Source organism: Flavobacterium sp. CFS9, from assembly GCF_041154745.1.
Taxonomy (GTDB): Bacteria; Bacteroidota; Bacteroidia; order Flavobacteriales; family Flavobacteriaceae; genus Flavobacterium.
Genome location: NZ_AP031573.1, coordinates 721053 through 733591 on the forward strand (window position 1 = coordinate 721053; position 12539 = coordinate 733591).

Annotated in this window: 11 protein-coding genes; 4 read left to right on the top strand and 7 right to left on the bottom strand. The window is 36.6% G+C overall.

What is annotated here, in order from left to right; translation table 11 throughout:
* Positions 1 to 143: 143 nt before the first annotated feature.
* The gene (locus tag ACAM30_RS03020) at positions 144 to 1103 is read left to right on the top strand and encodes a transporter (RefSeq protein ID WP_369617183.1); all 960 of its coding nucleotides are present in this window, start codon (positions 144 to 146) and stop codon (positions 1101 to 1103) included.
* A gap of 298 nt (positions 1104 to 1401) precedes the next feature.
* Here ACAM30_RS03020 and ACAM30_RS03025 read toward each other — a convergent pair whose 3' ends face one another.
* From ACAM30_RS03025 to cysC, 4 genes are all read right to left on the bottom strand, one after another.
* Positions 1402 to 2064, bottom strand: a complete 663-nt coding sequence (locus ACAM30_RS03025) for a TrmH family RNA methyltransferase (RefSeq protein ID WP_369617184.1) — start codon at positions 2062 to 2064, stop codon at positions 1402 to 1404.
* A gap of 65 nt (positions 2065 to 2129) precedes the next feature.
* Entirely contained in the window at positions 2130 to 3098 is a 969-nt protein-coding gene (locus tag ACAM30_RS03030; RefSeq protein WP_369617185.1) for a sulfotransferase family protein, read from the bottom strand.
* A gap of 13 nt (positions 3099 to 3111) precedes the next feature.
* On the bottom strand, positions 3112 to 3792 hold the full coding sequence (locus tag ACAM30_RS03035) for an aspartyl/asparaginyl beta-hydroxylase domain-containing protein (RefSeq protein ID WP_369617186.1): 681 nt from the start codon (positions 3790 to 3792) through the stop codon (positions 3112 to 3114).
* A 122-nt stretch (positions 3793 to 3914) separates the two neighbouring features.
* The gene (gene cysC / locus ACAM30_RS03040; RefSeq protein ID WP_369617187.1) at positions 3915 to 4448 is read right to left on the bottom strand and encodes an adenylyl-sulfate kinase; all 534 of its coding nucleotides are present in this window, start codon (positions 4446 to 4448) and stop codon (positions 3915 to 3917) included.
* Positions 4449 to 4622: 174 nt separating this feature from the next.
* On the opposite strand from cysC, the gene ACAM30_RS03045 reads away from it, so the two are divergent.
* The 3 genes from ACAM30_RS03045 (at position 4623) to ACAM30_RS03055 (ending at position 9329) form a co-directional block, all read left to right on the top strand.
* Positions 4623 to 5321, top strand: coding sequence for an NAD-dependent deacetylase (locus tag ACAM30_RS03045; protein WP_369617188.1), 699 nt, complete (start codon positions 4623 to 4625; stop codon positions 5319 to 5321).
* A gap of 197 nt (positions 5322 to 5518) precedes the next feature.
* Entirely contained in the window at positions 5519 to 6865 is a 1347-nt protein-coding gene (gene purB, locus ACAM30_RS03050) for an adenylosuccinate lyase (RefSeq protein WP_369617189.1), read from the top strand.
* Between the two features lie 229 nt (positions 6866 to 7094).
* Positions 7095 to 9329 (top strand): cation:proton antiporter, encoded by a 2235-nt coding sequence (locus ACAM30_RS03055; RefSeq protein WP_369617190.1) that lies wholly within the window; start codon positions 7095 to 7097, stop codon positions 9327 to 9329.
* A 90-nt stretch (positions 9330 to 9419) separates the two neighbouring features.
* Here ACAM30_RS03055 and ACAM30_RS03060 read toward each other — a convergent pair whose 3' ends face one another.
* From ACAM30_RS03060 to ACAM30_RS03070, 3 genes are all read right to left on the bottom strand, one after another.
* Positions 9420 to 10583 (bottom strand): chitinase, encoded by a 1164-nt coding sequence (locus tag ACAM30_RS03060; RefSeq protein ID WP_369617191.1) that lies wholly within the window; start codon positions 10581 to 10583, stop codon positions 9420 to 9422.
* A 9-nt stretch (positions 10584 to 10592) separates the two neighbouring features.
* Positions 10593 to 11540, bottom strand: coding sequence for a hypothetical protein (locus ACAM30_RS03065; RefSeq protein ID WP_369617192.1), 948 nt, complete (start codon positions 11538 to 11540; stop codon positions 10593 to 10595).
* A 310-nt stretch (positions 11541 to 11850) separates the two neighbouring features.
* Positions 11851 to 12489 carry a peroxiredoxin gene (locus ACAM30_RS03070; RefSeq protein ID WP_017495137.1) on the bottom strand — a complete coding sequence of 213 codons (639 nt, stop codon included), beginning with the start codon at positions 12487 to 12489 and terminating at the stop codon, positions 11851 to 11853.
* Positions 12490 to 12539 lie beyond the last annotated feature (50 nt).

Below are 12539 nucleotides of genomic sequence, written 5' to 3' on the forward strand. Positions count from 1 at the left end.
TTTCAGAGATGTATAAGCTACGACAAAAAACATAATGAAAACCGAAGTCCTAGCCCCGATAGAGGCGGTATCCTTTTTGGGTGATTTTTCTTCACCTAAAAAGATAAAGCCGAAAGCGGGATTAGCTTCTAAAAATAATTAAGATGAAAAAGATAATAGTAATGTTCACCCTTCTAGCTGGTTTATCAGCTTTTAGTTTTACTTCAAAAGATAGTATTTCCGCCTTCACTTTCCAACGTATGGCGTTGATGGAAGATTTTGATTGTGATGCCTGCGGCTGTTCGGCAAGTGGCGGAAGCATGGGATTTAGCTCGATGCTGAACAATAATTTTGTGGGTTTGAGATATTTCAAACAAAGTTATACCAGCCGTGACGGAATCTTTGCAAACTCTCCATGGATTGACGAAAATTTCAACACTATTCAGGCATGGGCACGTATACCGATTACGGAGAAAGTACAGATTTCGGCATTGATTCCGTATCATTTTCATGAAAGACAATTAACTGCCGGAACGGAAAGTATTGCCGGTTTGGGTGATATTACAGTAATGGCTTTGTACACGGTTTTTGAAACTCAAAAAGACAGCACTGTTTTTACGCATAAAGTAAGCTTGGGTGGTGGTGTTAAAATTCCGACCGGAAAATTTACTGAAGCCAATAACGCCGGAAGTGTCAACCAGAGTTTTCAATTGGGAACCGGGAGCTGGGATTTTCCATTGGCCACTGAATATGTAGTAAAACGCAAAAATCTGGGATTAAACACTACTTTAAATTATATCTTTAAAACCCAAAACAACAAAAATTATCAATACGGGGACCAGTTTAATTATGCTGCCACTTTCTTTTACTTGTTTAATACTAAATCAATTCAGATTGTTCCTCAAGCAGGACTGGCAGGTGAACTTTACCAAACCAACAAACAGCATAATCTGAATTTACCGAATACAGCCGGCGACATTTTGTTTGGAAAATTTGGTCTGGAGGCCGGGAAAGATAAGTTTTCGATTGGTGTAAATGCAATGCTGCCAATTACTCAAAACCTTTCCAATGGGAATATGGAGGCCAATTACAGATGGAGTATTAATTTGAATTATACTTTATAAAGGCGCTAAGGTTCTGAGTCTCTAAGATTCTAAGCTGCAAAGGTTTTTAGCTACGAATTCATGAATGTTTTTTGATCATTTATAAATTTGTAGAGGCACAAAGTTGCAAAGGTTCAGAGGGACAAATTTTTTTGGCCGCGAATTCATGAATACTTTTTAGAAAATTCGTGAATTCGTGGCTATTTTTTTCTCATCAGGATTATCTTCAAAAGGTTCAAAGAAATAAAGGCTCAGAGGGACAAAGGTTTTTGACCGCGAATTCATGAATACTTTTTAGAAATTTGTGGCTAACTATTTTCTATCGGGGATTATCCTCATAATATCTGGCTTCGATACGCTTAATATCTTTGATGGAATTTTTTGCCCAAAGTAAACGTTTCTCCATGATTTCCTCATCTGACAACTGCCATTTGATATCTGAATTTCGCAATCGGTTGGTCAGATTTTGAATGATGATCGCTGCCGAAACGGAGATGTTTAAACTTTCTGTAAAACCAACCATTGGAATTTTAAGAAAACCATCTGCTTTTTCCATAATTTCAGGAGATAATCCGTCTTTTTCAGTTCCAAAGAATAAGGCACTTGGTTTTGTGATATCGAAATCCTGAATTAAACAATCGTTCTCATGCGGAGTTGTCGCAATAATTTGATACCCTTGGTTTCGCAAAGAAGTTACACAGCCGTCTACGGTATCAAAACGATTGATATCAACCCATTTTTGTGCACCCAAAGCGATTTCTTTATCGATTCTTTTTCCGAAACGCTGTTCAATAATGTTAAGTTCCTGAATCCCGAAAACCTCACAACTGCGCATTACGGCACTTGTATTGTGCATCTGAAAAACATCTTCTACAGCAACTGTAAAATGTTTGGTACGATTGGCCAGAACCTCTAAAAATCGTTCTTTGCGGTTGTCTGTTAATATATTTTCAAGGAAAGCGAGGTAATCTAAATCAATCATTTCAATCTTAATTTGCCACAAAAATACATTTTAAATAAAACAGAAAGAAAAATTAAGAACTATTTTCAATTTGTTATATCCTCCAGAAGAATATTCTCCAGCTTTTCATGCAAACTGTTTACCAATGTCAAATCGATCTCCAGAACTTCTTCTTTGAACGAATCGCCTTTAAAAATGGCATTTTCATTTTTAGAGTGTCGGTTGAGTCGTTCGTACATTTTTTCTAGTTCACTGGCACTGTAATCAATATTAATAAAGGATATAAACTTTTCGATGACGCTTTTCATACCATCGTTATAATTGAGTTTTACGACATTTTGATCTGTTTCATAAAAATCCAGAAAACCCTGAAAATACTTCCCTAAAACCAAGGCTCCGTATTGCTGAAAACTGATCTCGCCTATTTCTGTAGCAGAGATTCCAAAAACATCAGGCGGCAATAAATTGGGAACCATATGCATCCCCATCATTTTTTGATGTGATTTTAAAACTTCACCCGGATTCCTAAATAACAAAGCAAAAGGCAGTTCGGGAAATAATGATCTCAGAAATCCGGCTTTAAAAATATGCCAGGCATCCAGTTTTACAATTAAATTCTTTTGTTCCGGAAATCTTTTTTGACCTAAGAATTTCAAAGCCGATCGTAAAAGTTCGCTTTTTTTATCTGTCCCAAAATTATGACTTCTTAAAATTTCATCGATAAGAGGGGCCTCCGAAACCATAATATTCTCATTCGAAGTTGCCAGTGACTGACTCAGCATTGTAGAACCGCATCGGGACACGTGAAATACCAATGATTTTAAATCTGCCGAAACTAATTCGTCTGACCAGTCTACTAAATTTTCTACCGTACTAACAATTTTAAATGATGTTGAATTATAAGCATGACTCTTACATTTCGAAATGGTTTCGTCAAAAAAAGGATCGATATACTTTTTGTCGTCCAGATAAAGCCATTCGATATAGACTTCGTTCTCTTTTTCGATTAACTTATAAGGAATCCAATTGAGTAAAGGATGAGTAGTGTTTTCCATTCTTCAATACTTATTATGATTGTAAATCGGCAATAATCTGAGCTCCAGCTGCTGATGGGTTTCTGGAGAGTTCCGCGATAATCTGCTGTTTTACCTCATCAGAATAGGGTTCTTTTTTTGGAGCATAATGAATATCAAAACCCATTTCAGCAAACAATTGATCAGACCACTCATTTCTCACACAATCAAGCGTAAGATGGATACGTGCCTCAGAACTTTTATTTTCTACGCTATGCAACAGCTGAAAATTAGCATACCAGCACTCCCCTGTTTTCATCGGAACCAATTTTTGGTCTACATAAAAAAGTACCTCAGGATTTGTGATTATGGGAACGTGAATTCTAAAAAAACCTTCTTCATACGAAGTATCGTTATCGGTATGTTCTTTTATTTCGCTGTTAGGTCCTAATCGAAGTAATCGCACAGCTTCCTTTTCACATTGAAACCAATCCATCACCTCTTTAAAATAATGACATTTGTCCAGCAATTCTGTATTCTTGTAACCTTTATTGGCAAATGAAGTAATATCGTTTGCCAAACCGGACTGTGACCTTAAAGACACGCTTGTCCAATTACCGCTATAGTCACCTGTGTTAAAGTGAGGTGTCCACAAATCATTTTCACATATTGCAAGATCTTTTTGCAGTTTATCTATCGAAAAAGAAACAGGAAGTTTACTGGAAGAAGGGTTCATAGGCATTTAAAAAATTAAATTAGACAGTATTCTTTGGGGTTTGTAAATATAAAAAATACAAACGCTTTATCATCAAAGAAATAAGTAAAATAAATCCAAATCGGAAATCTGATTTTTAAAGGCTAAGCCAAATCAGGTAAACTGTTTAAAATAAAATCATACAGTTTATGAGTTGAAACAGGAACGGTTTCGCTATCGGTTTTCAGCACCAAATCTGCTTTTAAAGGTGTTTCAAAAACATCGCTTATTCCCGTAAAATTCTTTATCTTATCAGGATCATTGTCCGATAACAATGCCTTTTTATACAAGCCTTTAGGATCTCTTTCAATTAAATTATCGATCGAACAATCTAAATATACGGTTCTGACAAATTCATGATTGCGCAATTCGTTTCTCAGGTTTTCGTATGGATTTATAACTGACATCAGAACGATCGTGTCCGCTATAACAAAATTTCGTCCGACATTAAAAAGACGTCTGACATTTTCACAACGGTCTTCTTTGGAGAATCCCAAATCTTTACAGATGGTTTTCCGATAGACATCACCATCAATGATTTCGACTTTATACTTTTTTTCTACTAAAAGATGTCGAACATTTTCAGCTAATGTTGTTTTACCCGAACCCGATAATCCTGTAAATTGAATTAAAATCATTGAAAAACTCTTTTTTTATTGCCCGCTAAAACTAGATAATTTGCAAGACTGAAACAATAAGTATAAATACGCTTTTATCCGTCATCTAAACTATTAAAAAAAATGGTAAAGGCAATATAGCTTTTCTGAAACTAAATGAGGAAATCACTATTTTTATCCTTTAATTACAATACAATGAAAAAGAAATTAGTGGTTTTAACCGGAGCCGGAATCAGTGCTGAAAGCGGCATCAAAACTTTTCGCGACAGTGATGGTTTATGGGAAGGTCATGACGTGATGGAAGTTGCCTCTCCTGAAGGCTGGAGAAAAAATCAGGAATTGGTTCTGGACTTTTACAACAAAAGACGCCAACAGCTTAAGGAAGTAGAACCCAATGCAGGACATACTATTCTGGCTGAATTAGAGCGTGATTTTGATGTGCACATCATCACTCAGAATGTAGACAATCTGCACGAACGCGCCGGAAGCACCAAAGTCCTGCATTTGCATGGAGAATTACTAAAGGTACGAAGCACTCAAAATCGCAATTTAATTTTAGACTGGACAGAAGATTTATACACAGGCGATCTGGACCAAAACGGACATCAGCTGCGTCCTCATATTGTATGGTTTGGCGAAGAGGTTCCTGCTCTTGAAGAAGCCATCGACATTACCGAAACAGCCGATTATTTTGCCGTTATCGGAACATCGTTACAGGTATATCCCGCAGCAGGATTAATTTCATACACGCCCTCTGTCACCCCTGTTTTCTATATTGATCCAAATCCAATCAGCATTCCAAACCTCCGTAATAAAGTAGAAGTAATTGCCGAAGTAGCCTCAAAAGGTGTGGCAGCTTTAAGGAATCGTTTAGAATCTGGTCTTAGTTTTTAAGTTCTTAGTGATTAATCAATAGTGTGAGATTTAGATGTGAGAAGTAAGATGTTAGAAGTAAAACGCAAAATGTAACCAGCAAACTTCTTACATCTTACTTATCGCATCTTACTTCTCACATCCAACATCTAACTTTTAACTCTTTTTTATCCACAAATTCTGTTTATATTTGTGCCTTTCGAACAAACAACATAACAATGACTACTTTAAACGAATTGAATGCTATATCTCCAATTGACGGAAGGTATAGAAATAAAACCCTTTCATTAGCACCATTTTTCTCTGAAGAAGCTTTAATCAAATACCGCGTACTGGTTGAAATTGAATATTTCATCGCTTTATGCGAAGTCCCTTTGCCACAGCTTTCAGACGTAAATCCTGATCTATTTGAAAGTTTAAGAAACATCTATAAAAATTTCTCTACTGAAGATGCTCTTTGGATTAAGGAAACCGAAAAAGTAACCAATCACGACGTAAAAGCCGTAGAATACTTTATCAAAGATGCTTTCGAAAAACTGGGTTTATCTCAATACAAAGAATTCATTCACTTCGGATTAACTTCTCAGGATATTAACAACACTGCTATTCCGCTTTCAACAAAAGAAGCGTTTGAACAGGTTTATATGCCTTCGTTAATTGCTTTAATTTCTAAATTGAAAGAACTAAGCGTAGAATGGGCAGCTATTCCAATGTTGGCACGCACGCACGGACAGCCAGCTTCGCCTACTCGTTTAGGAAAAGAAATTTTAGTTTTTGTAGAACGTTTAGAAGAGCAGATGCGTTTGTTATTTAATATTCCGTTTGCTGCTAAATTTGGCGGTGCAACCGGAAATTACAACGCACATCACGTAGCTTACCCACAAATCGACTGGAAACAGTTTGGTAATAAATTTGTAGAAACGGATCTTGGCTTACACCATTCCTTCCCTACCACTCAAATCGAACATTATGATCATTTTGCTGCATTTTTTGATGCTTTAAAAAGAATCAATACGATCATCATCGATTTAGATCGTGATATCTGGACGTACGTTTCGATGGATTATTTCAAACAAAAAATCAAAGCGGGAGAAATTGGTTCCTCTGCTATGCCACATAAAGTAAACCCTATTGATTTCGAAAATTCAGAAGGAAACTTAGGAATCGCCAATGCTATTTTTGAACATTTAGCCGCTAAATTACCGGTTTCAAGATTACAGCGTGATTTAACAGACAGTACTGTTTTACGTAACATCGGAGTTCCAATGGGACACACCATTATTGCTTTTGAAGCTTCTTTAAAAGGTTTAAACAAACTATTGCTGAATGAAGCTAAATTTGCTGAAGATTTAGAGAAAAACTGGGCTGTTGTAGCCGAAGCAATCCAAACAATCCTTCGTCGTGAGGCTTATCCAAATCCGTATGAAGCTTTGAAAGGTTTGACCAGAACAAATGAAGCAATTGACAAAAACGCTATTCATAATTTTATTGCAACTTTAGAGGTTACTGATGCTGTCAGAGCTGAATTATTAGCCATTACCCCTAGTAATTATGTGGGTATTTAAAGAAAACCTAGAATATTTTCTCAAAAAAAGCTATCTTTATCGATAGCTTTTTTTATTTACAAATTGTATTAAAAAAATTAGTCCTGCTGATTCACTCCACTTTTATTTTTCAAAGGAGTTCAGTGAATTTATTTGCCATGAAAAACTGTTATTTCCAAACGCCGTATCTTTTTTAGCAAAACACTGAAACAAAAAGCCGGATGATTTTCTTAACAAAAAACACTACTCTATGATCGCATTAAACGCCGCCACCGCATCTACCCACCACTTACAACCTCTAATTAGCGACTTAGGTCTCATCCTTCTGACTGCAGGGATTGCTGTTCTGTTATTTAGATTAATCAAGCAGCCTCTGGTTTTAGGATATCTAATTGCCGGTTTTCTGGCCGGGAATCACTTTGATTTCTTTCCTACCATTACCGAAATGAAAAGTGTTGAAGTCTGGGCAGAAATTGGTGTAATCGTTCTACTATTTAGCCTGGGTCTTGAATTTAGTTTTAAAAAGCTGATGAAAGTTGGAGGAACCGCTTCTATAACAGCTATTACTCAAATTATAACCATGGTCGTCATGGGTTACATGGTCGGTCGCTGGATGGGCTGGGAACAAATGGACAGTATCTTCTTAGGTGTCATCCTCTCTATTTCTTCGACGACTATTATCCTTAAAACCTTTGACGAACTGGGTGTAAAAGCTCAAAAATTCGCCGGAATTGTAATTGGGTCTTTAATTGTGCAGGACCTTGTGGCTATTTTGATGATGGTGTTACTTTCTACCATTGCAGTAAGTCAGCAATTTTCAGGAAGCGAACTGATGATGTCTGTGCTAAAACTGATTTTCTTCCTGACAGTCTGGTTTCTGGGCGGAATCTTTTTTATCCCAACCTTACTTAAAAAAGCCAAGCATTTATTAACAGACGAAATGTTGCTGATTATTTCGCTTGCCCTTTGTTTAACAATGGTAAGTTTTGCCGCAAATGTTGGTTTCTCACCTGCTTTAGGTGCTTTTATCATGGGATCTATCATTGCCGAAACTACTCAGGCTGAACACATCGAACATCTTATAAAACCTGTAAAAGATTTATTTGGAGCTATTTTCTTTGTATCAGTGGGAATGCTTATCGACCCTAAAATGTTATACACACATGCACTGCCGGTCGCTATTTTAACTTTTGTGACAATCATTGGCCAGTCTGTCAGTTCGACTATTGGTGCATTACTGGCCGGACAACCTTTAAAACAATCTGTACAAACAGGGATGAGTTTATCTCAAATCGGGGAATTCTCTTTTATCATTGCTACACTGGGAATGACACTCAATGTAACCAGCTCCTTTTTATATCCCGTAGTTGTTGCCGTTTCGGCCATTACAACTTTTACAACACCCTTCATGGTAAAATATGCCGTACCATTTTCTGATTTTCTGGAACGAAAACTTCCTAAAAGATGGGTTAAAAACATCAATCGTTACAGTGTCAATGCACAGGCTATAAAATCAGTAAGTGTTTGGCAAAAAGTACTTAATGCTTATATCATACAAGTCGTTCTGCATACTATTATTATTACCGCTATTATTTTATTATCTGTAAAATTTGTTGCGCCTTTAGTTGCTGAAACAAGATTTGGAAATACATTGGCGGCACTAATCACTCTGGTAATTATTGCGCCGTTCTTATGGGCACTCTCTCTTCGCAGAGTTGCAGTAGAAGAAGTAGATTCTTTATGGGAAGAACGTAAATACCGTGGTGCAATATTGATGCTGATTCTGATTAGAATGAGTCTCGGATTGTTCTTAATCGGATTTTTACTAAACATCTTCTTCTCTCCTTTAGTTGCCTTTATTGCTTTGGTTATTGCCATCGTGGTCTATCAGATATTCCCTAAAAAACTAAACGAGCAATACCATAAAATTGAAAGTCACTTTCTTAAAAATTTAAATGATCGTGAAAACAAAAAAATCGACAGGCGTTACGCTAATTTAATGCCGTGGGACGGTCACATGTCTTTTTTTGATATTGGAACAGAATCTAATTTAGTGGGCAAAACTTTAGAAGAACTGCGCATTCGTGAATCAATGGGAATTAATATTGCTTACATCAAAAGAGGAGATATTACGATTCCAATTCCAACTAAAAATGAACGTCTGTTCCCGGGTGATGAAATTTGTGTTATTGGTACCGATGCTCAGGTGACTGAATTTAATAAATACCTCAATCAAAATGAAATCGAGGCTCCGGCAAAAGTAGAAGAAACGGATATTGTTTTACGTCAATTCGAAGTTTCTCAGGAAGATTTTGTGCAAAAAAGTATTAGTCAGTTCCGATCAAAAACCAATGGCATGGTGGTTGGAATTGAGCGAAATGGAAATAGGGTTCTGAATCCGGAATCAAGCTTAATCTTAGAAAAAAATGATATCCTTTGGGTTGTAGGAGATAAAAAGAAAATGGCCGAATTGGTCAAAAGTTAGTAAGGTGCTGAGATACTAATGCACTAAGATGCTAAGAAAATAAAAAGCTCCATACAAAAAATTGTATGGAGCTTTTTATTTAGTAATACTTTATTTAAACGGTTGCATTTTATCGCATTGACATTCGCAATTAGGGTCACTGGTGTTGAGAACAGTTAAATATCTTTGATAAAAACCTCTTCTTGATTGTGTTTTATCATTATCTGCTTTATTACATTCTAAAGCACCATTGATAATATTAATCGTCGCTCCAAAACCAGGTTTACGTCCCTCATTAATATCCTGCTGGGTAGGCAGCCACAGACCAGCCATTACAGCATGACACGAAGGTTTAGGAGCCTGTGGTGTCATCCAAAACCATATGGCAGTCTGGAACGCCAAAGCCGCATCTTTGACTACATTTTCAGGATTTTTAAGCAGTACGTTTTTATCTGCATATAAAAATTCACTGATCTGTCCATAATTATAATTCCAACTCAACTGTATAGGCCCCCTACCGTGGTAGGATTTCTTTGCTACTGGGGGATAATCCACATTATTCTCCTCTCTGTAACCAGTTGTACTATTTTCGTCATATCCTACCTCTTCACGAAAGTGTAAGCCCCATGAATAGGCTCCTCCCGGTGCCGTTGACCAGCCACCCGTAGTTTCATGAGATATATTAGCAAGAAAAGCGGCCAGTTCTCTTTTTCGTACTTCCAAAGAACCAATGCTTATAAAATCTGCATAATCAACTTCTTGTCTAACAACTACATTGTTGTTCCAGGAAGCACTGAAATCAGCATCTTCTCTAATCACTTTGGTCTCGTTAGTCGATTTTTTAGTACGGGTTATTTTCTGAAACCATCCTTTTCTTTCGATAACAACCTTTAGGTCTGCCATAAGATCAACTGCTTTCATCAGTGCATCGTAGGTATAAAAATCTTTTGAAGGGTTCACTATCCAGTTATTGCTCTGCTCTGCTCCATAACGATAAGGAAACAACTCCAGAAATTGCTGTTTGCTTATAAGATCTTTAACACCTGCATTATTCCCCGGGGTACCTGGAGTATCCGGATTCTGAGGTCCTTCATCAGGTTTAGGATTTTCTGTCGTGGGATCCTTCTTCTTTTCCAAATCATCATGACTACAAGAAAACAGCACAGAAGAAAAACAAAATAAAACAGGTAAAAAGACAAGTGGCGTATACTTCATTAATAAGGTTTGTTTTTTTATAACATTGCCTTTACAATTCGTATTGTATTTTTTAATCATAATTCAATTTTATCTTTTGGATTTATCCAAATTACCGATGGTTAACGTTAGCAATCCTCTGCTTTTATTATACAAATTCTGATAGCCTGTAGTGACTCCTTGTGCAGGTGTACGGGTGACATTAGCAATTTGATCTTTGTATGATTTTATTTCGGCATCTGTCAGAGTTGTTGGATTCATGACTACCAAAAGTGATTTAAAACTTTTTTGTGAATTAGTACTGTTCGGAATTCTTGTTTTATTGGTAAAACGGGGATCATTATAAATAGCCAGACTCTCAGCATCTTTAATCTCTGAAGCAGGAATTGCTCCCGCTAGATACAATTCAATATCGGCAATGTTATTGGATACTCCGCTAAGTATTCCTTTTACTTTATCCCAATGGTATACATAATCTTGCGGAACAGCATAATTGGCCCATCGGTGAAACATCTCATGTAAAATGGGCCCACCCTGAATATTGTTTAGATAAAGAAAATAAACTCCTTGCAGTTTACCCGAAGAACCATAATCTTTTGTATTATCAGATAAATTAAGCCCGATACCCTGCGTATCATTTTTTACACTTTGATAAATACCATAAGGCATTCCTGTAGGAGGAGTACTTGTTGCATTATTCAATACGATCACTATGAAATCAAAATCATCCTTCAAAACCGGATAAATTTCAGTTTTACAAAGCGTTTTAAGTTTTTCGACAGTTGCTGTTTCACTTACCGTATGACTGTTCCAATAATTAAAATCGTCTTGTGATAATTTTAAAATTCCAAACGTATTGGAGGATTCTATACTCAGGTTTGTGGTAACAGCTGGTGGAGGTGTCTGTGTCCCGGGATTTGTAGTCTCAGGTGTCTTTGATTCAGAATCAACCGGACTATCTCCTTTATCACAACTATTGAAAAGAAATAGCATAATTACGAGCGAACTGATCGTTTTGAGGTTTGTTTTAGAAATCATATTGGTTTGGGGTTTAATTACATTTTTTTGAATACCATAAAGATTTAGCATTCATACAGCGAACTTACAATACAAATCTTTTATGGCGAAAAGCAATTCAATAGCTGGTAACTTTCGTTTCATAAGCGGACAATTAATCACTTTTTGTGTCTACTCTAAACAGTATAATCCCAAAATTATTATTCTACTTCCCAATCTTACAAAAATAAAGATTCCGAACCCTTAAGAAAAAACTCTTAAAAACTCGGAATCTTTAATAAAACTTAATGATTAAAAACTCAGTACCTAAGAAACTTAGCCTCTTAGCCGCTTACTTATTAGGCTGCGGAGTAATACGCAAATAAGGTTTTATGGGTGTATACCCTTTTGGAAACTTCGCAGGGATATCACTATCCGGAACAGCCGGTGTGATCACCACATCTTCTCCGTCTTTCCAGTTAGCGGGAGTGGCCACACTATAATTGGCTGTTAATTGCAAACTGTCAATAACACGCAGTAACTCGTCAAAATTTCTTCCGGTTGAAGCCGGGTAAGTCAAAGTGAGTTTTATCTTTTTATCAGCACCTACTACAAACACAGAGCGCACCGTGAATTTATCACTTGCATTTGGATGCAGCATATCGTATAAAGTTGCAATTCTTTTATCCTCGTCCGCAATGATCGGAAAATTGACTGTTGTATTCTGAGTTTCGTTAATATCCTTGATCCATTCTAAATGCGAGTCTAAACCATCTACACTTAACGCGATAACTTTTGTATTTCTTTTGGTAAATTCCGGAAGATAATTGGCAACTGTTCCCAACTCGGTAGTGCAAACCGGAGTAAAATCTGAAGGATGCGAGAATAAAACACCCCAGGAATCCCCCAGCCATTCATGAAATTTAACTGGTCCTTCAGTGGTTTCTGCATGAAAATCCGGAGCAATATCTCCTAATCTTAATGTTGACATAATAATATATTTTTTAGTTTCTCTAAAATTAGTCAAAAAAACCACAAAGA